Annotated in this window: 20 protein-coding genes; 4 read left to right on the forward strand and 16 right to left on the reverse strand. The window is 62.0% G+C overall.

Going from position 1 to position 23918, the window contains the following annotated elements; translation table 11 throughout:
- Window positions 1–25: 25 nt before the first annotated feature.
- From hflX to ACLGGT_RS18730, 12 genes are all read right to left on the reverse strand, one after another.
- Window positions 26–1300 (reverse strand): GTPase HflX, encoded by a 1275-nt coding sequence (gene hflX / locus ACLGGT_RS18675; protein WP_008283144.1) that lies wholly within the window; start codon window positions 1298–1300, stop codon window positions 26–28.
- A complete protein-coding gene (gene hfq, locus ACLGGT_RS18680; RefSeq protein ID WP_008283145.1) occupies window positions 1300–1539 on the reverse strand; it encodes an RNA chaperone Hfq in 240 nt (79 codons plus the stop codon). Before hfq ends, hflX begins: the two co-directional genes overlap by 1 nt.
- Window positions 1540–1682: 143 nt before the next feature.
- Window positions 1683–3203, reverse strand: a complete 1521-nt coding sequence (locus ACLGGT_RS18685; protein WP_437197211.1) for a TrkH family potassium uptake protein — start codon at window positions 3201–3203, stop codon at window positions 1683–1685.
- 4 nt (window positions 3204–3207) lie between these two features.
- Window positions 3208–4587 carry a Trk system potassium transporter TrkA gene (gene trkA / locus ACLGGT_RS18690; RefSeq protein WP_008283147.1) on the reverse strand — a complete coding sequence of 460 codons (1380 nt, stop codon included), beginning with the start codon at window positions 4585–4587 and terminating at the stop codon, window positions 3208–3210.
- Window positions 4588–4657: 70 nt separating this feature from the next.
- A complete protein-coding gene (locus tag ACLGGT_RS18695; RefSeq protein WP_151979111.1) occupies window positions 4658–5173 on the reverse strand; it encodes a DUF2478 domain-containing protein in 516 nt (171 codons plus the stop codon).
- A gap of 16 nt (window positions 5174–5189) precedes the next feature.
- Window positions 5190–6857, reverse strand: a complete 1668-nt coding sequence (locus ACLGGT_RS18700) for a ribonuclease J (protein WP_037298960.1) — start codon at window positions 6855–6857, stop codon at window positions 5190–5192.
- A gap of 6 nt (window positions 6858–6863) precedes the next feature.
- Window positions 6864–7634 carry a type III pantothenate kinase gene (locus ACLGGT_RS18705; protein WP_008283150.1) on the reverse strand — a complete coding sequence of 257 codons (771 nt, stop codon included), beginning with the start codon at window positions 7632–7634 and terminating at the stop codon, window positions 6864–6866.
- A gap of 18 nt (window positions 7635–7652) precedes the next feature.
- Window positions 7653–8411 (reverse strand): biotin--[acetyl-CoA-carboxylase] ligase, encoded by a 759-nt coding sequence (locus ACLGGT_RS18710; RefSeq protein ID WP_437197214.1) that lies wholly within the window; start codon window positions 8409–8411, stop codon window positions 7653–7655.
- A 38-nt stretch (window positions 8412–8449) separates the two neighbouring features.
- Window positions 8450–9844, reverse strand: a complete 1395-nt coding sequence (gene gndA, locus ACLGGT_RS18715) for an NADP-dependent phosphogluconate dehydrogenase (RefSeq protein WP_437197216.1) — start codon at window positions 9842–9844, stop codon at window positions 8450–8452.
- Between the two features lie 89 nt (window positions 9845–9933).
- A complete protein-coding gene (argF, locus tag ACLGGT_RS18720; protein ID WP_008283153.1) occupies window positions 9934–10860 on the reverse strand; it encodes an ornithine carbamoyltransferase in 927 nt (308 codons plus the stop codon).
- A gap of 76 nt (window positions 10861–10936) precedes the next feature.
- The gene (locus ACLGGT_RS18725) at window positions 10937–12112 is read right to left on the reverse strand and encodes an aspartate aminotransferase family protein (RefSeq protein ID WP_437197218.1); all 1176 of its coding nucleotides are present in this window, start codon (window positions 12110–12112) and stop codon (window positions 10937–10939) included.
- A gap of 186 nt (window positions 12113–12298) precedes the next feature.
- Window positions 12299–13558 (reverse strand): MFS transporter, encoded by a 1260-nt coding sequence (locus ACLGGT_RS18730; protein ID WP_437197219.1) that lies wholly within the window; start codon window positions 13556–13558, stop codon window positions 12299–12301.
- Window positions 13559–13721: 163 nt separating this feature from the next.
- Between ACLGGT_RS18730 and ACLGGT_RS18735 the strand changes: the two genes are divergently transcribed.
- The 3 genes from ACLGGT_RS18735 to ACLGGT_RS18745 are packed head-to-tail and all read left to right on the forward strand — an operon-like array spanning window position 13722 to window position 16014.
- Window positions 13722–14615, forward strand: a complete 894-nt coding sequence (locus ACLGGT_RS18735; protein WP_081506345.1) for a DMT family transporter — start codon at window positions 13722–13724, stop codon at window positions 14613–14615.
- Between the two features lie 59 nt (window positions 14616–14674).
- Entirely contained in the window at window positions 14675–15067 is a 393-nt protein-coding gene (locus ACLGGT_RS18740; RefSeq protein ID WP_151979106.1) for a hypothetical protein, read from the forward strand.
- Complete coding sequence (locus tag ACLGGT_RS18745; RefSeq protein WP_008283158.1) at window positions 15064–16014, forward strand: sterol desaturase family protein; 951 nt, start codon at window positions 15064–15066, stop codon at window positions 16012–16014. The genes ACLGGT_RS18740 and ACLGGT_RS18745 overlap by 4 nt, the downstream gene beginning before the upstream one ends.
- 107 nt (window positions 16015–16121) lie before the next feature.
- On the opposite strand, the gene ACLGGT_RS18750 is transcribed toward ACLGGT_RS18745, so the two are convergent.
- The 3 genes from ACLGGT_RS18750 to cysS form a co-directional block, all read right to left on the reverse strand.
- Window positions 16122–16904 carry a squalene/phytoene synthase family protein gene (locus ACLGGT_RS18750; protein WP_437197220.1) on the reverse strand — a complete coding sequence of 261 codons (783 nt, stop codon included), beginning with the start codon at window positions 16902–16904 and terminating at the stop codon, window positions 16122–16124.
- Complete coding sequence (gene cimA, locus ACLGGT_RS18755) at window positions 16901–18520, reverse strand: citramalate synthase (protein WP_219434572.1); 1620 nt, start codon at window positions 18518–18520, stop codon at window positions 16901–16903. Before cimA ends, ACLGGT_RS18750 begins: the two co-directional genes overlap by 4 nt.
- A 219-nt stretch (window positions 18521–18739) precedes the next feature.
- Window positions 18740–20149 carry a cysteine--tRNA ligase gene (gene cysS, locus ACLGGT_RS18760; RefSeq protein ID WP_437197221.1) on the reverse strand — a complete coding sequence of 470 codons (1410 nt, stop codon included), beginning with the start codon at window positions 20147–20149 and terminating at the stop codon, window positions 18740–18742.
- Window positions 20150–20539: 390 nt separating this feature from the next.
- On the opposite strand from cysS, the gene ACLGGT_RS18765 reads away from it, so the two are divergent.
- The gene (locus ACLGGT_RS18765; RefSeq protein WP_081506353.1) at window positions 20540–22078 is read left to right on the forward strand and encodes a trimethylamine methyltransferase family protein; all 1539 of its coding nucleotides are present in this window, start codon (window positions 20540–20542) and stop codon (window positions 22076–22078) included.
- A 131-nt stretch (window positions 22079–22209) separates the two neighbouring features.
- Here ACLGGT_RS18765 and ACLGGT_RS18770 read toward each other — a convergent pair whose 3' ends face one another.
- The gene (locus ACLGGT_RS18770) at window positions 22210–23910 is read right to left on the reverse strand and encodes a transducer-like protein, TlpC (RefSeq protein ID WP_437197223.1); all 1701 of its coding nucleotides are present in this window, start codon (window positions 23908–23910) and stop codon (window positions 22210–22212) included.
- Between the last annotated feature and the right edge of the window lie 8 nt (window positions 23911–23918).

Raw genomic sequence — 23918 nt, forward strand, 5'->3', positions numbered from 1 at the left:
CCCCGCCCCTGCCCCGCCCTTGTCGTTACAAAGCGCGAAAGCGCGCCTCTTGCCGCGCGGTCCAGCGCACGGTCAGATCAAAGCCGTCTTCGGTCTGGGTCTCGGCTTCGACCAGCTCTTTTTCAAAGAGCCATGCGCGTTTGCGCCCTTCGGCAAAGCGCAGATGCACCTCTGTCAGATGCGTTACATCAGACAGCTTGTCCCCAATGGCCGAAATCAGATCACTGAGCCCCTGCCCCGAGATCGCGGAAATCGCGATGACATCCTCTTGCCGTGCCGCTTGGGTCACGGCAGCGGCGCGCGCATCCTCTGGCAAGCGGTCGATCTTGTTCCAGATTTCGATTTGGGGTGTCTTGTCGCTGACCCCGAGACTCTCGAGAATTGTCGCCACGTCGCGCGACTGCGAGACAGTTTCGGGATGCGAAATATCGCGCACATGACAAATGAGATCCGCTGACAGAACCTCTTCCAATGTCGCGCGAAAGGCTGCGACCAATTCGGTGGGCAGATCGCTGATAAAGCCCACGGTATCGGACAGGATCACCTCTGGCCCGCCTTCGGGCAGGTTGACACGGCGCATGGTCGGATCGAGCGTGGCAAAGAGCATATCCTTGGCCATCACATCCGCCCCCGTGAGGCGATTGAAAAGCGTGGATTTGCCCGCGTTGGTATAGCCAACAAGCGCCACCACCGGAAATGGCACCTTGGCACGCGCGGCGCGGTGCAGGGTGCGGGTCTTGGCCACCTTTTCCAACTGACGCCGCAGGCGCACAAGCTGATCATCAATCGCGCGACGGTCCGCTTCGATCTGCGTCTCGCCGGGGCCGCCCACGAACCCTAGACCACCGCGTTGCCGTTCAAGGTGGGTCCAAGCGCGCACAAGGCGCGTGCGCTGATAGCTCAGCGCTGCCATCTCGACTTGCAGCACTCCTTCGCGCGTAGCCGCGCGGTCGCTGAAAATTTCCAAAATCAGCCCGGTGCGATCCAGCAGCTTGACGCCCCAAGCCTTTTCCAGATTGCGCTGTTGTACCGGCGTCACGGGGCCGTCGACCAACACAAGCTCGACCTCAGCGGCCTCCATCGCTTGATGCAGCTCTTCCAACTTGCCCTTGCCAAAGAGACGCCCGGCGTCCGGCTTGCGCAGGCGCACCGTATCGGCACCGACCACGTCGATATCCGGCAGAGCATGGGCAAGGGCCACGGCCTCTTCCAACGCCAAGGCGGGATCACGGGCGCGGTTGGCACCGTCAATTTCGGGGTGGATGACCCAAGCCCGGGTTATCGGGCGCGCGTGGTCCATCAATTGGCGTCGTCACCATCGTAGAGGTTGACAGGCTGCGACGGCATGATGGTTGACACCGCGTGCTTGTAAACAAGCTGCGATTGCCCATCCCGGCGCAGCAGGATGCAGAAATTGTCAAACCATGTTATCACGCCCTGCAACTTGACCCCGTTGATCAGAAAGACCGTCACAGGAATCTTGGTCTTGCGGACCTGATTGAGAAATGCGTCCTGTAAATTTTGTCGATCAGAAGCCATGCGTCTTCCTGCCTTTTTTTATTGCGCGCACCGCGAACCGGCGCGAGGGGTCTTGCGTATAATCAGAGTATGTCTTGCCCGTGCAGGAGTTTCCAGCCCAAAAATAAAATCGTTCCAAACTGCGGCGGAGAGTTGCACCCGCGTCAATCCCGCCAGATTGATGGGTTAAGCAAGGCGATAAGGGCCAATGTTTCAAGCCGTCCAAGCACCATGGCCATGGCATAGATCATCTTGGCGGCATCGCTCAACTCGAGCAGGCGAATGGGCGTGTCGCTTGCGGTCAGGATCAACGGCCCCGTGGTTGAAAGCCCGGAAATCGCCAGAATCAGCGCCGCGTCAAACCCCTGCCCGGCAAGCGCCAAAAGAGCGGTTACAAAGGTCAGTGACATGGCGAAGAGCATGAAAAAGATCCACGCGATATAGGCCCCCTGCCGGCGGATACGCCGCCCGACACCGGTTGCGCGCCCGACCGACGAGGGATGCACCAAACGCTCGGTTTCGCGTCGGGCGTGCAAGTAGAGCGCGTAGACCCTAAGAAGCTTGACCCCGCCCGCCGTGGTGGCCACCCCGCCCCCCACCAGCGATAGGCCCAACAGGATCAGGCCGGGCGTGCCGAGACCCGACCAATCCCGCGCCTCCTGCCAATCGGCGCTTTCAAAGCCGGTGGTCGACAAGAAGGACAGCACGGTAAAGACCGCGCCCCACAAGGCCCGGAGCGCCAAGCGCCAATCAGACGTATCCTCGACCCCCAGCGTGGCGATCCAGTGGCGCAGAAACAGGATCAATGGCACCCCAATGAGCAAGACAACACCCAGCCGAAACTCTGGATCGTTGACCACCCCCGGACGCATCGACGTAATCGTGTCCGAGGAAAACGTGAGCCGTGACAGGGAAAAGAAGAAAAACAGGAAGACCGCGAATTCCCCAGCAAAGCCGGAAGTGCCGTTTTGCAAGCCGCCAATCGAGGAAATTCCGCTTGTTGCCATGGTCGACATCGCGTGCACCGCCGCGACGAAGGCCCGCTCTCCGCCGACTAGAAGACAGATCCAGAGCGCCGCGGTCAGGCCGATATAGACCGGGGCAAGCACCCGTGTGGATTGCGCCAACCGTTTGGCGGGGCTCGCCCGCTCGAACCGGCCCAGAACGGTCTCATCCTGTCCCGGCTCGCCGCGGGCCGTCACCTCGAACCCGCCAAGATTGAGCGGGGCAAGCACCGCCGACGCCGAAATCCAGAGCAACAGCCCCCCACCCCAGCCCACGAGCGCGCGCCACAGATGCAGGCTATCCACCAGACGTCCCGGCGTGCCAAAGAGCGTGGCCCCGGTGGTGGTGAAGCTCGAGACCATCTCGAAATAGGCATTGAGAAAGGTTGTGTTCCGCACGCCGCTGTAAAACGGAATCGCCAGAAACACCGGCAAGAGCACATAGGCCAGCAAGAGCGACATCAGGTTTTGGGTGTCGCTCATCCGCTGATCGGACCGTCCCGACAGCGCCAGCCCTATGGTGATCACCAGTGCAAAGCCGATGGTGCCGGAAAAAGCAAAGGCCTTGCCGACCCCACTAAAGCCACGCATGCCCGCATCTATCGCAGGCAGATACATCATCAATGCGGCAATCCCGGCGAGGATCAGGATGAGCGGGAATGTCAGCAGCCGGTCAATCATCGGATCAGAAAAAGTCGATCGAGACCTGCAACAGCTGCTCGACCGCCGCCACATCCGCCGCCATTGCAAAGATCACGATCACATCGCCCGCCTCAACCCTCAGACCGCCTGCGGGTTTGTGTATTTTGCCGCCCTTGCGCACGGCCCCAACCAGCACACCCTCTGGAAAGTCGATATCACGAATCGCCGCGCCGGCGATGGAGGAGGTCGACATGACCTCGGCTTCGATCACCTCGCCTTCGGCATCCCCGATGGAATAGACGCCGCGCACCTTGCCGTGGCGAATGTGGCGCAGGATCGAGCTGACAGTGGTGGCGCGCGGGTTGATATAGGCGTCAATGCCCAACGACTCGAGCAGCGGCACCATGGTGGGATCGTTGATCAGCGCCACGGCAAAGGGGCAGCCTTCGGATTTGGCACGCACGGCGGCCAGCATATTGGTTTTGTCATCATCGGTCACAACCAGCACCGCATCGGCGCGGGCAATCCCTGCCTCGGCCAATAGCGCGGAATTCAGGCCATCCCCGTTCAGCACGATGGTCCGCTCCAGCGCATCCGCCGCGCGCTCGGCCTGAGGGCGGCTTTTCTCGATCACCTTGGCCCGGACACGCCCGCCGGGCCGCGTTTCCAGCGCTTGGGCCACGGCAAGGCCAATATTGCCGCCGCCGATGATGACCACCCGCTCTTGTTTCTTTTGCGACTTGCCGAACACTTCGAGCGTGCGCGGCACGTCTTCGATGGGGGCAAAAAGATAGCACTCGTCGCCCGCAAAAAGCTGATCCCCTGCTTCTGGCGCGAAAAGCCGCCCCTCGCGGCGCACGGCCAGAACCACCACCCTGAGGGTCGAGAAGAGATCGCTCAATTGCCGCAACGGCGTGTTGAGCACCGGGCAATCCTCTTCCAGCCGAATACCCATAAGCTGCGCCTGCCCGCCCATGAAAAGCTCGGTATCAAAGGAGGCGGGCGAGGCAAGCCGTTGCAGCGCCGCCTGCGCCACCTCGCGCTCGGGGCTGATCACCACGTCGATGGGCATGTGATCGCGGCGGTATAGGTCTGAATAAATCGCATCGAGATAGGATTGGCTGCGCAGGCGCGCGATCTTGCGGCTGATGCCAAAGACCGAATGCGCGACCTGACACGTGACCATATTGACCTCGTCCGAATAGGTCGCGGCAATGATCATGTCGGCGTCGCGTGCGCCTGCACGGTCAAGAACATCGGGATAAGAGGCAAAGCCCGTTATCCCCTGCACATCAAGCGTATCGGTGGCCCGGCGCACCAGATCGGGATTGTTGTCCACGACCGTGACGTCGTTGCGCTCTCCCGACAGATGCCGCGCAATCTGCCAACCGACCTGACCGGCGCCGCAGATGATGACCTTCATCGTCCTTGCCTCATCGTGACTGAACCTGCTGCATGACAGATGCCCCCCGCCCGGTCAATTGCGTTCTAGGTCAGGCACAGGCCTCGCGTGCTGTCCTGTCGAACCAATCGAGAATATGCACAAGGTCGGGGCTGAGCGCCTCGGCGATCCCGTCGGAAAAGGCAACAAGATGCGGCGCGTTGAGCCGGTTCGCCCCGACCAGAACCGGCACGTTTAGGCTCAGCGCCTCGGCGATGAGCGTGCGAAACCCGCGCCCCTCGGCCTCGTGCTTGCCGAATTTGTTGACGATCAGCAAATCACAGCCCTCTGCCAGCCGCGCCTCGGCGGCGGCCACCGCCAATTCCAGCGCAGATGGATCAAGCCGACAGCCCCGCGCGCCCGGCCCCAAACTTTGCGAAATGCGGATTACCGGCCCATCGGGCAGCACCTCGACATCCATGTCGCAGGGCCGATCCGCGCCGCAATTGGTGTTGACCTGCACCGTGCCACACAGGCGCAGGCCCCGCGCGCGGGCTGCACGCGCCACGTCATGCAGCAAGAGATCGGTTTCCCCGCGCCCCTCTGCTATGACATAGCCGATCCGCATCCGCGCGCCGTCCCGCTTACGCCGTGAGGCGGCTGATGACGACCGTCACCTCGGGCCGCTTGCCGATTTCGGTCTGCGTGCTCTGCCGCGCGGTCCGGCGCAGCCCCTCTTCCAGCTTGTCGTCATTGGTCAGCATCTTGGCCCCGGCCCGGCCCATGAACTGCGACAGGTCCTCTTCCAGCACATCGACCAGCGGCGCGTTGGAGCGCCCGGTTTCTGCCAGACCCATGATCTCGACCCAAGGATCACCCAAAGGTTCATCCTCTTCATCCAGGATGACATTGACCATGACATGACCGTTCAGCGCCATGCGAATACGGTCGCGCACCACGCCATCCATCGCGCCGACCTGCACCGAACCATCCAGATAGGTGCGCCCGGTCTCGATATATTCAGCCACCTTTGGCGCATTGCCGCTGAGGTCGATCATCATGCCGTTGACCGCCAGCACCCCCTTGAGCCGGTTGGCATTGGCCAACTTGACATGCTCGCGCAGATGCCGGTGCTCGCCATGCATGGGGATCACCATCTGCGGCTTGATCAGCTTGTGCATCTCATCCAGATCGGGCCGGTTGGCATGGCCCGACACGTGATAGCGGTCGTCGCCCTCGATCACATCGACGCCCATCTCGGAAAACTGGTTGATGATCCGGATCACGCCGCGCTCATTGCCCGGAATGGTCTTGGAGGAGAACAGAAACGTATCGCCCTCTTTGAGGGTAATGCCGTTGTATTTGCCATTGGCCAGTTGCGCACTTGCGGCGCGACGCTCGCCCTGAGAGCCGGTGACGATCAGCATCAGGCTGTCACGCGGGACATTCCCCGCCTCTTCCGGGCTGATGGTCTTGGGAAATCCGGTGAGCACGCCGGTTTCCTGCGCCGCCTCGATCATCCGCTGCATGGCGCGCCCCATCAGACAGACGGAGCGCCCCGCCCGCACGCCGGCCTCGGCCAGCGATTTCACGCGTGCGACGTTGCTGGCAAATGTGGTGCACACAAACAGCCCCTTGGAGGCCGCGACCAGATCGGTGATCGGGCCGCCCACGGTGCTCTCGGAACGGCCTTCGTGATGGCTGAAGACATTGGTGGAATCGCAAACCAGCGCCTTGACCCCCGGCTCGGACAGGCTGGCCCAGAGATCGCGATCAAAGGGTTCGCCGACCACCGGGTTGACATCAATCTTGAAGTCGCCGGTATGCACGATCCGCCCACCGGCGCTGTCGATCACCAGACCAGAGCTTTCGGGGATGGAATGCGAAATCGGCACGAAACCCACGGTAAAGGGACCAGCCTTGACGGTGGCAGGCCATGTCGAGGCGATATGGACCGCCTTTTCAGGGTTGCCATGTTCCTGCATCTTGCGGCGCGCGATATTGGCGGTAAAGGCACGGGCATGGATCGGCGCGCCAAGGCGGGCATAGTAATGCGCGACAGCGCCCACGTGATCCTCATGGGCGTGAGTGATGAAAATCGCCTCTAGCTGCCCTTTGCGCGCCTCAAGCCAAGAGATGTCCGGCAGGATCAGATCGACGCCCGGCGTGCCGTCCATATCCGGAAAGGTCACGCCCAGATCGACAAGGATCAGCCGTTCCTTTCCCGGCTTGCCATAGCCGTAGACATAGGCGTTCATACCGATTTCGCCCGCCCCACCGAGGGGCAGGTAGATTAGTCGTTCACTGCTCATGGGGCGTCAGCCCTCCTTGTTATACGCATGGATGACGGTCAGACCGTGCATCGTCAAATTGTCCTCGAACATGTCGAACACGTCCGTGCCCTGCTGGAAGAGAGGTGCCAGCCCACCCGTTGCGATCACCGTCATGGTGCGGCCACGCTCGGCCTTTATCCGGTCACATAGCCCATTGATCAGCCCGACATAACCCCAGAATACACCCGACTGCATGCAATCCACCGTATTGGTGCCGATCACCCGTTCGGGCCGGGTCACGTCAATATGTGGCAGGGCCGCCGCCGCCTCATGTAGGGCTTGCAGCGAAAGATTCACGCCCGGCGCGATCACCCCGCCGATATAGGCCCCATCGCTGTCGACCACATCAAAGGTGGTCGCGGTGCCAAAATCCACCACGATGAGGTCACCGCCGTAAAGGTCAAACCCTGCCACCGTGTTGACCAGCCGGTCAGGCCCCACCTGCGTGCCCGTATCCACCCGCACATCGACCGGCAGGCGGCACTCGGGCTTGCCCACAACCAATGGGCGGCAATTGAAATAGCGGTCCGAAAAGACCCTCAGGTTGAACACGACCCTTGGCACGGTCGAGGAAATGATCACGCCGCTTATATCGGCCTTTATACCATAGTGATGCAGCAGAGTCTTGAACCAGACGAAATACTGATCAGCCGTGCGCTGATGATCCGTCGCGGTGCGCAGCGTGCACAGAAACGTCTGTCCGTCCCAGATGGAAAACACCGTGTTTGTATTGCCGCAATCAATCGCCAAGAGCATGTGGCCGGTCCCTTTCCGTCAAAAGAACACCTCGGCGGCGGCAATCGCCTGTCGCCCTTGCGCGGTCAATAGAACAAGATTGCCCGCCTCGTCCACCGTCTCGAACCGGCCCTCGTACACCTCGCGCGTGGTGCGGGCGGTGATGACCTCGCCCAAACGCGCTGCCCGTGCCAGCCATGCGGTGCGGATGGGGGCAAACCCATAGGTGACAAACTGCGCCTCGGCCCGCGCATAGGCGGGCGCCAAGAGGTCGAGAAACGCCTCTGGGTCGATCGCGATGCCGGTTTCGGACAAGAGCGAAACAGGGCGCAGCGCGCCCGGTTCGACCTCGGACACCTCGGGAGCGCTGTGCAGGTTCACCCCGATGCCGATGGCGAAATGGCTGAGGCTGCCGCCTGCCCCGGCGCTTTCAAGCAAAATCCCCGCCAGCTTGCCACCGTTCAAGAGCACATCATTGGGCCATTTGAGGGCAAAAACCTCGGCCCGGCCCGTTGCCGCCACCAACGCATCAAAAAGCGCCAGCGACGCCACGAAAGAGCGCAGCGCCACGCGGTCCGGGCTCTCGGTCGGGCGCATGACCAGCGTCGCCGCGAAATTGCCCGCCGGATTGGCCCAAGCGCGGCCGCGCCGCCCGCGGGCTGCTGTTTGCTGATGCGCCAATATCCACTCTGGCCCCGCCAGATGCGGCGCAAGGCGCGCCGCCTCGGCATTTGTGCTGTCCACTGACGCCAGCACACGGCGGCCATAGCCCACGGGCCAGTCCGATCCCTGATCCATCTTTGCTTGCTCCAATTATCAGAAAAAACCGGGTCGCCCTAATCCCACCAAGGGCCGTGATGCAGACCCGCGCGCCCGAGGCGCTCGAATCCGTGACGCCCGAACATATCGCGCTGCGCCTGAATGATATTGGCGCTGCCATGGCCCAGCCGCATGCTGTCATACCAAGCCAGCCCCGCCGAAAGTACCGGCACCGGGTGCCCGCCATGAACCGCACTGCACACGACCTGCCGCAGCGCGGGAAGGCAACGCGCCAAGGTCTGCGCAATCTCGGGCGCGAGGATCAATTCGCCCTGTGGCAAATCCCGGTCAAACGCATCTGCGATATCATCCAAAAGCGCGGAACGGATGATGCACCCAGCCCGCCAGATGCGGGCAATGGTTGCCAGATCAAGGCCCCAGCCATAGGCATCCGACGCCGCCGCGAGAATGCGAAACCCTTGGGCATAGGTCAGCAGGCGCGCGGCCAGAAACGCCTCGGCCAGAACCTCGGGCGTGTCATCAAACGCGCCAACAGCGCCACCAAGGATCGCCTCGGCCCGCTGCCGTGTGGGTTTTTCCGAGGACCAGCCCCGTGCCCCTACCGCCGCCTCGATCATGCTGGCCGATTGCCCCAGACGCAGCGCCTCGATCACGGTCCAGCGCCCGGTGCCTTTTTGACCCGCCGCGTCCTTGATCACATCCACCATGGGATGCCCGGTCTCGGGATCGGTATAGGTCAAGAGCCGCGCCGTGATCTCGACCAGATAGGATTTGAGCGGTCCAAGGTCCCAGGCGGCAAAAAGCGCGCCGATCTCAGCAGGCGGCAGGGCCGCGCCATTGCGCAACAGGCTGTAGATTTCGGCAATGACCTGCATATCGGCATATTCGATGCCATTATGCACCGTCTTGACGAAATGCCCCGCTCCGTCCGGCCCCAGACGCGCGACGCAGGGGATGCCATCATAGCGGGCTGCGATGGCCGTCAAAATCGGTTCCAGTTGCGTCCAGCTATGATCACTGCCGCCCAGCATCATCGAGGGGCCGTGCCGCGCGCCCGCCTCGCCGCCCGATACGCCCAAACCCACGAAATGCAGATCGCGTTCGGCCAATTGCGCAGCGCGGCGGCGGGTGTCGTGGAAATCGGCATTGCCGCCGTCGATCACGGTATCACCGGGGCTGAGCAGCGGGGTGATCTGCGCCAGCATGGCATCCATCGGCGGGCCCGAGGGGATCATGAAGAGGATCACGCGGGGGGTGTTCAACGCCGCCACAAACGCCTCGAGCTGCTCATGCGGGTGCAACCGGACCGCAAGATCGCCCGCCTCTGTCATGAAGGGCGCGATCCAGTCCACCTCGCGATTGGTCACGGCGACGTCAAACCCGTGCTCGGCGATGTTCAGCGCCAAGGCGCTGCCCATGGTGCCCAACCCATAGATGCCAATCTGCGCCATGCGTTCCCCTGCTATCGCTAACAGCCTCAAAACAGGCTAAGCGCTTTGGCGCGGCGATTGCAAGCGCGCAGCACTTGGGCGCGGCGCGCTTAGACCCCGAGACACCAGCGCATCACGGCCTTTTGCGCGTGCAGGCGGTTTTCGGCCTCGTCAAAGATCACCGATTGCGGCCCGTCCATCACCTCGGATGTCACCTCTTCGCCGCGATGCGCAGGCAGGCAATGCATGAAAAGCGCATCAGGTTTGGCCGCCGCCATCAGCTTGTCATTGACCTGATAGGGGCGCAGCATGTTGTGACGCCGCTCTTTGGTGGATTGGCTGTCGTGCATGCTGACCCAGGTATCGGTGACAACCAGATCGGCCCCGTCCACCGCCTTGAACGGGTCGCGCTCGATGGTGATCGTGCTGCCAGCCTTGCGCGCAAGGCCGATGAACTCGGGCTCGGGATCGAGCTGCATCGGGCCGGTAAAGGTCAGGTCGAAACCGAATTGCCCGGCGGCATGCAGCATAGAGGCGCAGACATTATTGCCATCCCCCGACCAGACCACCTTTTTGCCTTTGATCGGGCCACGATGTTCTTCATAGGTCAGAATATCGGCCATGATCTGACAGGGATGGGTGCGGTCGGTCAGGCCGTTGATCACCGGCACATCGGCATGTTCGGCCATTTCCAGCAGCACGGATTCGTCAAAGGTGCGGATCATGATCAGATCGACATAGCGGCTCATGACGCGGGCGGTGTCGGCAATGGTCTCGCCATGGCCCAATTGCATATCAGCCCCCGAAAGCACCATGCTCTGACCGCCCATCTGCCGCACGCCCATGTCAAAGGAAACGCGGGTCCGCGTAGAGGGTTTTTCAAAGATAAGCGCCACCATGCGCCCCGCGAGCGGCTGATCATCATCCGGTGTGCCGCGCGGGCGACCCTGCCGCGCCTCTTTCATGCGGCGGGCTTGGTCAATCATCGCCCGCAGGTCGGTCTCGGTGGTTTTGTGAATATCAAGAAAATGGGTCATGGTCGGATCGCTTTTCGGTGGGAGGTTCGGTGGGGGCCAACCCCCACACCCCCGGAGTATTTCGGGAACGATGAAATTACGCAGTCTCTAGCGCGGTTGCCGCCGCATCAAGGCGCGTCACAGCCTCGGAGATTTCATCATCGGTGATGGTCAGGGGCGGCAGCAGGCGCAGCACATTGTCGGCGGCGGGAACGGTCGCCACAAGGGCCGCATAACCGGCCTGCACCACCTCGGTATTGGGCACCTTGCACTTGAGACCGAGCATAAGGCCCATGCCGCGCACGGCCTCGAACACGGTCGGATGCGCCGCCACCAGACCTTCGAGCCGCTGGCGCAGGAACGCGGCCTTGCGGTTTACCTCGGCCAGAAATTCAGGCGTCGCAATCTCGGTCATCACGGCACAGCCCACCGCGCAGCCCAGAGGGTTGCCGCCATAGGTCGAGCCATGGGTGCCCGCCGTCATGCCCGATGCGGCATGCTCGGTGGCCAGAACAGCCCCGAGAGGAAAGCCGCCCCCGATGCCTTTGGCAACCATCATGATGTCTGGCGTCACCCCTGCCCATTCATGGGCAAAAAGCCGCCCCGTGCGCCCCACACCACATTGCACCTCGTCGAGGATGAGCAGGATGCCGCGTTCATCACAAAGGGCGCGCAGCCCCTTGAGACACTGATCAGGCAGCGGGCGGATGCCGCCCTCGCCCTGCACCGGCTCGATCAGGATGGCGGCGGTATGATCGTCAATCGCGGCATGCAACCCATCGTGATCGCCCCAAGCCACATGTTTGAAGCCGGGGAGGAGCGGGCCAAAGCCCTTGGTCATTTTCTCTGACCCCGCCGCCGCAATTCCCGCCGAGGACCGGCCATGGAAGGACCCCTCGAAGGCGATGATATCCGTGCGCTCCGGCTGGCCCGCCTCGTAAAAGTGCTTGCGCGCCATTTTGACCGCCAATTCGCACGCCTCGGTGCCGGAATTGGTGAAAAAAACCGTATCGGCAAAGGTGGCGGCGACAAGACGGTCGGCCAGCTCTTGCTGGGCGGGAATCTGGTAAAGGTTCGAAGTATGCCAGAGCGCCTCTGCCTGTTTGGTCAGGGCCGCCACCAGCTTGGGATGCGCATGCCCCAATGCATTGACCGCGATGCCCGCGCCCAGATCGAGAAAACGTCGCCCGTCCGCCTCGATGAGCCAAGCCCCCTCGCCCTTGACGAAAGAGAGCGGCGCACGGTTATAGGTTGGCAGGATCGAAGGGATCATGGCGGTTTCCTTGTCAAACAGGCCCTTTGAGTGCCGCATGGGCGGGGCCGAGTCAATCATTTGGAGATTTGGCATTTGGCGGGTTGGCGCAGCAAAGCGCCGGGATCACGACCTAACAGGTCGTCAGACGCGGTCGCGTCGACGTCGCAAACAGGAATATGTGGTTTGCGTGATCATGGCCGCGCTTTAGCCGGTTTTGCGTGTCAGGGGAAGTGAAATGTCAAGCTTTGGTCCCGGCTCGATCGCCACACGTGCCGCGCCAAGGCGCGGGTGCAGTTGCCGCGCCAGATGCCAGCACCCCACAAGTGCCACTCCCGTGACCGCAAAAATCCCCGGCAAGGGCGCCACCAGCAGCACAAGCCACGCCGCCCCCGGCGTAAGAATGCCCGAAACATCGCGGAAACTGGCGTAGATCGCCGACATCTCGGTCCGCTCGGATGGCTTGACCGCCATCAGAAACGGCAATCCCGCCGACACATCAAGCAACACCAGAAAGACCGAGGCCACGGCAAGGCTTGCCACTGTGACCCATGGCAGACCGCTCAGGATCGCCGCAAAGACAAACAGCAGCCCAGACACAAGAAAGCCCGCCCGCACGGCGTGGCGGATAGACCGCCGCTGCATCCAGCGCAGCATGAAGGGCGTGAGAAACAGCATGCCATTCGAGGCTGACAGCAACATACCGCCCAGATCCTCGCCCAAGCCCTGCTGAACGGCAAAGATCGGCAGATAGACCACATAGGCCCACCACCCGCAGGAGCGGATGACCGCAAATATCCACCCTGCCACGAGCCGGGGCTGGGCAAAGAACCGGGGCATCCATGCCAACGGGTTGGGGGCCGGACGGCGCGCGCGCGTGATCAGTTTGCCATTGCCAAGCCGCAGGTAAAGAAAAAGTGCCATCATGCTCAGCGCCGCCAACGCTGCGATCATGAACGGCAATGGCCGCCAAATCCCCAAGAGCGTGACGCCAAGGAATGGCCCCACCGTCCAACCCAGCGCGCTGTAAAACATGCGCGAGGTCTCGCACCGGCCCAGATCGTACTTGGAAATGAAATCGAGCACATAGGCATTGAAGCAGACAAAGACCGTGACTGTGGCCGCCGTGATCATTGCCAGCGCCGCGATCATGCCCAGCGCCCCGCCCTGCGCGCCCATCGCAGCCCCGCCCGCGAACATCGCGCAGCCGGTCACATAGATCCAGCGCCGTGGCATGAACCGCGACACAAAGGGCACCATCAGGCCCGTGGCCAGCGACAAAAGGCCAACCATGAAATAGATCTCAGAGACAAGCGCCGCATCGCGGAGCGCGCGATACATCTCAAGCGGCATGACCGAAATCAGGATGCCGCGCGCCATCGCCTCGGTGCCCGCCAAGGTGGCAAAGCCGCGCACAGAGGGCGTGGGGGCGTGGCGGAGCCATTCGGGAATGCGGCGCTGGTGCATGGAGTCGTTCCGATTTTTCGTAAGACTGATCACGGATGCGCAACGCGTGATTGGCAAACGACGACATCCTGTCGTTTTTGTCTCGCCGCTTGAAAACTTTCTTGAGGCTGCCCCCTGAAACGGTGACTTGCGGCCAGCGTAGCAAGCGGGCAATGCTGCGGCGATGTTCATACCCCGCGCCTCGAATCCGGGCCTCGCGGCCCTTCTGACCGTGTTGGCCGCTGCCTTGCTGGCGGGCACCACGCTTTTGGCCAAGGCGCTGGGCACCGACACGCTTGGCCCGCCACTGCATCCGCTACAGATCAGCCATGGGCGGTTTCTTTTTGCTTTGCTGGCGATTTCCGTCACGGTGGCGCTGGTGCGGCCACGCTTCACGCGCCCGGATCTGCGCACCCATGTCAAACGCTCGGGCCTGGGCTGGGGCGGTGTGACCCTGATGTTCGCGGCGGCCGCCTATATCCCGCTGTCCGACGCCACGGCGATCAGCTTTCTCAACCCGGTGCTTGGCATGATCCTCGCCATTCCGCTCTTGGGCGAGCGTGTCGGACCGGTGCGATGGGCGGCGGCGGTGATTGCCCTGACGGGGGCCGCAATCCTGATCCGTCCCGGCAGTGGCGTGGTTGAAACCGGCGCATTGCTTGCCCTTGGCGCAGCGCTCTGTCTTGGGGCAGAGCTGATTTTCCTCAAGCGCCTCTCGGGGCGCGAAGGGCCTTGGCAGATCTTGCTTGTGAACAACGCGATTGGCCTCAGCATCGCGACGCTGGCGGTGATCTGGGTCTGGGCACCGCCAACCCCCGCCCAATGGGCAGCCCTTGCCGCGCTCGGCGTCCTTATGGCGCTGGCGCAAATGGCCTTCGTCAATGCCATGGCGCGGGGCGATGCCAGCTATGTCGCCCCGTTCTTTTATACGGCGCTGATCTTTGCCGGGCTTTATGACGGGCTGGTGTTCGGGGTTTGGCCCGACATCACCTCGATCACCGGTGCGGCGGTGATCCTCTGCGGGGCGGGGTTGCTGATCTGGCGCGAAGGGCGGCGGCGGCGTGTGCCGGTGACGTAACGCCGCCTTTGACAAATTGCCCCCAGCTTGGCCTAGATACCGATCAAGGGAGAGGGCGCATGCCACTGATCATTCTGTTGCCGATGGTCATTTTGGGCATCGCGGGCGTCGCGGTGCTTTTGCATGTTCTGGGCTTGTCGCGTCGGGCTATCCTGGCGGATGATGCGGCGGCACGGGCGGCATGGCTGCGCGAATTTCCCGAAGACACACCCACGCGCATCCGACGGTGCCACACGCACAACGCCGCGCTGATCGAGACAGCCCGCGGCCTTGGCGTGGTCTGGCCAATGGGCGCAGACACCACCGCCCGCTATCTGAAGGGTGCGCGGGTTCGGCAGGGCAAATCCGGCCTTACGCTTGATTTGCCCGACTATACCGCCCCCCGAATTCACCTCAGACTGTCCCCCGATGAAGCCAAGACGTGGCACAGACTATTGGAGTCTTGCGCATGACCGATGCTCTGACCTATCCCGACGTGGTCACCTGGGCTGTGCCGTTCTTTATCGCGGCGATCCTTGCAGAGCTCTTGTGGATCGTGATCCGGGGGCGTGGCGGCCGCTATGAGACGCGCGATGCGCTGACCTCGCTCTTGATGGGGGCGGGCAATGTGGCCGAAGGCATCGTGCTGGGGTTTGTCGCCTATGGGTTTTTCATGGTGCTGTGGCAGATCACGCCGCTTGATCTGGGGCATTCGATCTGGGTGATCCTGCTCTGCTTTGTGCTTGATGATCTGCGGTACTACTGGGTGCATCGGTTCGGGCATCGCATCCGCTGGGTCTGGGCAAGCCACGTCAATCACCACTCGTCGCAGCATTACAACCTGACCACGGCGCTGCGGCAAACATGGACCGGCACCTTTACCTTTATGATGATCGTGCGCGCGCCCCTGATCCTGTTGGGCTTTCACCCGGCCATGGTGCTTTTCGTGGGCGGGCTCAATCTCATCTATCAATTCTGGATCCACACCGAGGCGATCGGCCGCCTGCCCCGCTGGGTCGAGGCGGTGATGAACACGCCCTCGCATCACCGGGTCCATCACGGGCGCAATCCGCGCTACCTTGATTGCAACTATGCCGGGGTGTTCATTATCTGGGACAAGATGTTTGGCACCTTCGTGCCGGAACTTGACCGGGAAAAAGTGGATTACGGCCTTGTCCACAACCTTGGCACCTTTAACCCGCTGCGGGTGGCCCTGCACGAGTGGATCGGCATCTGGCGCGATGCAACGCAACCGGGGCTGACATGGCGCGAGCGGTTGAACTATTGCCTCATGCCCCCCGGCTGGAGCCATGACAACAGCCGGGGCACATCCCAGACCATCAAGGCGCGCTATCTGGCCACCCATCCCGAAGAGGCGGGCACGCCGGGGCTGCCATCACCGGGAACCCCCATTCGTTAGGCGTGTTCGCTGTCGCCCAGTGGTACGATTTTTGACCGAACGCTCGAAAATCGCGAGGGTACAGCCGCGATTGGCCCGCAAATGCGCCCGCTCTTGGCCTGATCCGCCTACCAGCGCCCCGACAGAGCGCGCACCATCAGGCTCAGGCGCGCGCGCGCCGGTGCCACCGCAAGCCGTCCTTCAGCCACTGCGCGCGGATCACGCGCCGCTTGTCGCAGCAGCGGCCCCGCCAGCCAAAGCGGCAAGAATGCCGCCCCCGCCGTGTGGGACACCTGCCCGCGCGCGCCTCGCGCCCGGCGCAACCGCACCAACCCATCCTTGGCCAAGGCTTGCACCGCCTCGGGGCGACCATCCACCAAGGGCTTGCGCCCCGCCGCCTCGAGCGCCGGAATGGCCCGGAACCAATTGGCAAGGCCCAGCGCATAGCCCGCATCCCGCGCCACCTCGGGCGCAGCAGGGCCAAGCGCCCGTACTGCGGCTTGCATAAGATTGCCCGAGGTGGTCTCGATATACTGCGTGAACTGGACTGCATCCTCGAAGGGATCGCGCGCGATATCCCATCGCCGCGCCTCGACCAAATCCGCCAGCAGCGCGGCACCGGGCGCGTCGAGCACATGCGCCAAGGGTGTCACCACCTCGTGCCGCCGCACCAGACCGCCCGCCGCGATTTCGTCCAAGGCATCGGCCCACCATTGCAGCCGCATCTCGGCGATCATTGGCTCTTGCGTGACCCAAGGCGCGCGCGCCACCTCGACGTTGAACGCATAGACCGGGAACAGCACCGCACGTGCCGCCACCGGCGCCGCCATTGCGGCCATGAAGCGGTCAGGATCAGCGCGGCGCACCAGATCGGCGCAGGCGGTCAAATCCGCGTCAAACCGTTGGCTCACGCCACGCCCTGCCCGTGCAGAAGCTTCCAGTTGATCGCATCGAGCAGCGCCTCGAAACTGGCGTCCACGATATTGGGGCTGACCCCCACCGTGGACCAGCGCCGCCCCTGCCCATCCTCGCTGTCGATGATGACGCGCGTTGCGGCCTCGGTGCCGCCTTGGGTGATGCGCACCTTGAAATCCACCAGGCGCATATCGTCGATCTGGCCCTGATAGCGGCCCAGATCCTTGGCCAGCGCCTTGGCCAGCGCGTTGACCGGCCCCCGGTCGCAGCCGTGATCATCCATCGATTCACTCACCGACAGTTTCTTGTCGCCGTCCACTTTGACCACAACCACCGCCTCGGACAGGCTGACCATGCGGTCATACTTGTTCTTGCGGCGCTCTACCGTCACTTTGTAGCGCTTGACCTCGAAGAAGGCGGGCATCTGGCCCAGTTCCTTGCGCGCGAGGATCTCGAAACTCGCCTGCGCGCTGTCATAGGTATAGCCCTCTTCCTCGCGCGCCTTGATCGTCTCCAAGAGACGTGCCAATGCCGGATCGCCCGGCTCCACCACAATCCCCGCCTCGCTCAGACGCTGGCGCAGGTTCGATTGCCCGGCCTGATTGGACATCGGGATGATGCGCTGATTGCCGACGCAGGCGGGATCGACATGCTCATAGGTGCTTGGATCCTTGAGGATGGCACTGGCATGAAGCCCCGCCTTGTGGGCAAAGGCCGAGGCCCCCACATAGGCCGCCTGCCGCAGAGGCACGCGGTTGAGGATTTCATCCAACTGTCGGCTGATCGCGGTGAGGCTGCGCAATCCCTCAAGGCTTACCCCGGTCTCATACCGGCTGGCATAAGGCTCTTTGAGCAGCAACGTCGGGATCAGCGTGGTGAGGTTGGCATTGCCGCACCGCTCGCCCAGACCATTGAGCGTGCCTTGTATCTGCCGCACGCCCGCATCCACCGCCGCAAGGCTGCCCGCCACCGCATTGCCGGTGTCGTCATGGGTGTGAATGCCCAGACGGTCGCCGGGAATGCCCGCCGCGATCACCTCAGAGACAATCCGCCCAATCTGCGGCGGCAGCGTGCCACCATTGGTATCGCAGAGCACGATCCAGCGCGCCCCCGCCTCTAGCGCGGCGCGCAGACATTCAAGCGCATAGGCGGGATTGGCGGTATAGCCGTCAAAGAAATGCTCGGCATCAAAGAGCGCCTCGCGCCCCTCAGCGACCAGATGGGCGATGGATTTGGCGATGTTGTCGGTGTTATCCGCAAGGCCGATGCCAAGGGCGGCGGTGACGTGAAAATCATGCGTCTTGCCCACAAGGCAGACGGCAGAGGTGCCCGCGTTCAGCACAGCGGCCAGCACATCATCGTTTTCCGCCGACCGCCCCGCGCGTTTGGTCATGCCAAAGGCGGTCATCGTGGCGCGCGTTTTCGGGGCGTCGTCGAAAAACGCGCTGTCGGTGGGATTGGCCCCCGGCCAGCCGCCCTCGATATAATCCACGCCAAGGCGGTCAAGCGCTTGGGCGATCTGGATTTTCTCCTGCGTGGCAAAGCTCACGCCCTGCGTCTGCTGCCCGTCGCGCAGGGTGGTGTCGTAGAGATAGAGGCGGTCTTTAGTCATAGTGCGCATACCTCTCCACCAGCACCCCGCGCGGAATCAAGGCACCGCAGGTGCCGCCGCGCAGCGCCCGACCGCCCCCTCGGGCGGGCGCTTTTGCAGCGTCGCAGATTGCGCGACCGTTCAAGTATTTTGCACCATAAAGCGCCGACCACAGCCGTTGCAGCGCCCCCCCGGCGGTCGGGCACCGCGCGGCTTGTAGGTCGTGTGCGGAACGGCGCATCACTTCAACGCCTCCAGCTTGGCAGGATCGAAGTTGGGACCGGGAATGAGATCTACACCGTCTTTCGTCATGCGAACTTCGACGCCTGCATCGGTGAGGGCGGATTTCAGCGCATCAACGATGGTGAAGTCTTTGGTCTGCTTAGCTTTCATGCGCTCTTTATCAAGCGTAAGTGAAAGATCGGACAGATCATCGGCATGCTGGGCAATCCAATCCCCCATCCCGTCCTCAAGTAATCCAAGCATCCGTGCTGTAGCCAAAAAATTCCCAGGCGTTACTGTACCTTCCGGAGTATCTATACCGAGTTCAATCGCTCGCGCCATGGCGCGAAGACGTTGGATGACGCCATGCGTGTTTAGATCATCATAAAGCGGTGCGAGTTCAATTTCTTGAACTTGTCCAGTTTCAGCACCTTGAACTAATCCCCGCCATTTTCTTAGCGTCTTCTCTGCCTCTTCGGCCTTCTCCGCCGTCCAATCCATCGGCTTGCGGTAATGCGTGCTCAGGAACACAAACCGGATCACCTCGCCCGGTATCCCCTGATCCAGCAAATCCCGCACGGTAAAGAAATTGCCCAGAGACTTGGACATCTTCTTGCCCTCGACCTGCAACATCTCGTTATGCAGCCAGACCTTCGCGAATTCTCCCTCGGGGTGCGCGCAGCAGCTTTGCGCGATCTCGTTTTCGTGGTGCGGGAACATCAAATCATTGCCGCCGCCGTGAATATCAAAACTCTCGCCCAAGAGCTCATGCGCCATGGCAGAGCATTCGATATGCCAGCCCGGTCGTCCGCGCCCCCAAGGGCTGTCCCACCCCGGCAAATCATCGCTCGACGGCTTCCAGAGAACGAAATCCATCGGGTTGCGCTTATAGGGTGCCACCTCAACCCGTGCGCCCGCGATCATGTCATCAACCGAGCGGCCCGACAGCTTGCCATACCCCTCGCGCCAGCTATCGACGGCGAAAAGAACATGGCCCTCCGCCTCATAGGCATGGCCCTTGGCGATCAACCCTTCGATCATCGCCACCATCTGCGGAATATACTGCGTGGCGCGCGGCATGTGGTCCGGCTCCAGCGCCCCCAAAGCCGCCATATCGTCCAGAAACCATTGCGTCGTTTCCGCCGTGATCTCGCCAATCGAGCGTCCGCTTTCAGCGGCCCGCGCGTTGATCTTGTCGTCCACATCGGTGAAATTGCGCACATAGGTCACATGCTCGGCCCCGTAGACATGCCGCAGCAAACGGTAAAGCACGTCAAAGACCACGACGGGCCGCGCATTGCCCAGATGCGCCCGGTCATAGACCGTCGGCCCACAGACATACATGCGCACGTTTTTTTCGTCGAGAGGAACGAAAACAGGTTTGTCCTCATCGCGTTTCAGGGTGTTGTGCAGCTTGATCGTCGTCATCTTGTCCTCGCGCGCGGTCCCGCGGCGGGCTTAGCAACTTCGTGATCGCTTGGAAACACAAGACCGGCCCGCCCGAGAAAACTCAGGTGTAAATGCAGCAGATAATACAGGGGGCAGTGCTCATACCCCCTCGTAGCCCCGGCCCCTGCCCCCGTCAAGCGCGACGATCGAGGTCGCATTTGCGACACGCGTCGGATTTGGAACAGACAGGCCAGCCAGAATCATATGCTCTTTGCCTATCTGTTGGAGAATATCATGCACCCACGCAGCAAGATCGCGCTCGTTGTCCGCACCATCGGTGCGGAGCGGGGCCGTGCCGCGCGCGGTGGTCCTGTGGCGGCCTGAGCAGAGCAAAACCAGCCCGTTCTTTTCCAGCAGGATACCCAAGACATGACCGATACAATTACGCGCCGCGCCGGTGGCCGCGCTGCCCGCCGTGAGGCCCGTTCCAACCCGCTCGCCGCCAATCTGCGCCCCGTCCATCCGGGCCAAGAGGGCGGCACCTATCACCCGCTGAGCAAGGCGCAGATGGACCGCATCCACCACGCCGTGCTGGATGCGCTGGAACAGATCGGCCTAGCCGATGCGCCCCCCTCTGGCGTGGCCTATCTGACAGGGGCCGGCGCGATCCTTGGCTCTGACGGACGTATCCGGTTCCCGCGAGCGCTGATTGAGGACACGATTGCCAAGGCCAACCGCGAGATCACGCTCTTTGGCCGCGATCCGCGCCACGATATGCTGTTGCAGGGCAACCGCGTGCATTACGGCACCGCCGGGGCGGCGGTGCATGTGGTCGAGGTCAACACCCGCACCTACCGCGAAAGCACCGTGCAAGACCTGCATGACGCCGCGCGCATCGCGGACCAACTCGACAATATCCATTTCGTGCAGCGCCCCATGGTTTGCCGCGATATCGTCGACAACCGCGAGATGGACCTCAACACGCTTTATGCCTGCTGTGCGGGCACCACGAAACATGTCGGCACTTCCTTTACCGAGCCGGGATTTGTCGCCGATGCGATCGAGATGCTGCATCTGATCGCAGGCGGTGAGGATAAATGGCGCGAGCGGCCTTTTGTCAGCAATTCCAACTGCTTTGTCGTGCCGCCGATGAAATTCGCCACAGAATCCTGTCTGGTGATGGAGGAGTGTATCCGCTTGGGCATGCCGGTGCTGCTTCTCTCGGCCGGTCAGGCCGGGGCCACCGCCCCTGCCCCGATTGCCGGGGCTATCGTGCAGGCAACGGCGGAATGTCTGGCGGGCCTCGTCTATGTGAATGCGGTCAAGCCGGGGTTTCCGGCGATTTTCGGCACCTGGCCCTTTGTCAGCGATTTGCGCACGGGTGCGATGTCCGGGGGATCGGGTGAACAGGCGCTGCTGACGGCAGGCTGCGCGCAGATGCACAAATATTACGGCCTTCCCGGTGGCGCGGCGGCGGGCATCGCCGATGCGAAATTGCCCGACATGCAGGCAGGCTGGGAACAGGCGACATCGAATGTGATGGCGGGGCTTTCGGGCCTCAACATGGTCTATGAGGCGGCAGGCATGCATGCCTCTTTGCTGGGGTTCTGCCTTGAATCGCTGATCCTTGGCGATGACCTTATTGGTCAGGCGCTGCGCTGCACGCGCGGCATCGAAGTGGACGAGGACACGCTCAGCCTTGAGGTGATCCGCGCCACCTGCATCGGTGGCCCCGGTCATTACCTTGGCGCGGAGCAAACGCTGGGGCGGATGCAGACGGATTATCTTTATCCCTGCATCGCCAACCGCTCGTCGCCCAAGGAGTGGGACGAGTTGGGCAAGCCCGACCTGATCGCCAAAGCCACGGAAAAGAAGCTGAAGATCCTGTCGGAACGGGCGGCTGCCCGGTTTGATCCGGTGACGGACGCGGCCATTCGCGAACGGTTCAAGATCCACCTTCCCGCTTGAGAAGTGCCCTGTAGGCCACTGAATAAACAGAAAAAACGCGCGCATGGTCAGAGTGCGCGCGTTTTAACTTTGTGTTGAGCTATGGGGGCTGGGCGCGGATATCGCATCAGGCAGCGCGCCGCCCATCACCCTCAAAAGAAGATATCCGCCAATTCGTCTCCGGGGGTTTGCACCGCGATTTCGGATGCGGAGGCAGGTGTTGCCTCTCCTTCGAAAATGCGGTCGTGAATCTCGCGCTCGGCATCCATCGTGTAAATCGCGTAAAGCTGGCTTAACCGATCCTGTTCAGAGGGCTGCACGTCATATAGGCTTCGATTTGCATTTTCATTTGAAATCAAACCATTGAAGCCTGTAATGAAAGTGCCGAGCTCTGCCTTGGCCGCGACCAGCGACGACAGCGATGTCTCGCTCGCGTGAAGCGCGATCTTGAGCGCGTCGCCCTTGATGGCACAGCCCTGTTTGGTCGCAAGAACCGCCTGATCCGTGGCATTAAGCCGCTCGGAAATATCCTGCGCAAACCCCACCGTGCGAGACATTTTGTCATCCGCTGACGACACATCGGGCATGGTCGTGGCAGCAAGCGCGCGCGTCGTTGTGGCGATTTGGTCAAAGATCTCGTTGGATATCTTGGTCAGCGACAAGACCTGACGCGAGAGCTCCTGAAGCGCGCCCGCCTCTGAACCCATGTTGCAACACACAATGAATGTATTGAGGCCAAGCATCCGAATATGATGATCGAGCAGCCCCATTTCAGCCGCGATGGTCTGGATCGACCCGATATGCTCCTGTGTGGTTCGGCCAATCCGGTGCAGAACATCCAGATTTGACTGGCTGGATTGCAGCGCGCTCGACAGCCGGTTGGCACAGGTGATCATCGCCGAAACCCGCTTTCTCTGGGTGTCATTGGGATCAAGATAGACCTGTTCCGCCGCCCCGAGAACCTGATCGGATTTCCGACGTATGGCAGCAAGCCGCACCAGAACAGACGCGACATCGCGCGCCATTTCATCCCGACTTGCCTCGGCCTGACAAATTGCCAGATAGCCCAGCCCATCGCTTGCCTCTGGCCGCTCTTGGGCCAGAGCAGCACCAAGAGAGGCGCGGGCGATCACCTCGACATGCTCCAGCCGCTGGCGGACAGAGTCACCTGTCTGAAGTTCACCGACGATGGCAGAGATTTCTGCAAAGATGTCCCGCATACCGGCTTCGATTACAGCATTGCCAGTGGCCAATTCATGCCGGTCCAGTTGAATTTCGCTGATTTGCGCCTCGAGACCATCAAGCGCCGGCATGACCCTATCCTTCATATCCCGCGAGAGGTTCAAAGAGATCAGATCAAGATCCGCCATCTCGACCTCGATGATCTCGATATGGGCTTGCAGGGATTTGAGTTGCTCGTCAGCAGAGGCCGCGATGCGGGCCAGCTCGATCGAGAATTCGTCAATCTTGGATTCCTGCCTTGTCAGCGATTTCCCCAATATCCGCGAAATCGGGGCCGAGGCAGACATCGTGCGGATAACCACGGAAAGATGGCTGACATTGCTCTGGATTTTGCGGATACCCGCACGCAGGGTTTCGGCCATCTGGACAAAGGCCTGAACATCCCCGCTGATCTCTGCACTGTGCTCGACAGAGTTCAGGCAGAGCATCCGCAGCGTCTGGGTCTCTTCCGGGCCCAACACCACGCTCAGCCGCGCGAGCACCTCGCGCAGTTGCATAAGGTCCTCCACGCTTGTTCCAAGCCCCTGCCCGGCCCGTAGAAAGATCGCCTCGATAGTGCCCGTCGCCTTGCGGAGACAGTCGATATAGGCGTTAGACAACAGGGTTCGCATGGCAGGAT

The organism is Roseovarius sp. MS2, from assembly GCF_051447875.1.
Classification (GTDB): Bacteria; Pseudomonadota; Alphaproteobacteria; order Rhodobacterales; family Rhodobacteraceae; genus Roseovarius; species Roseovarius mucosus_A.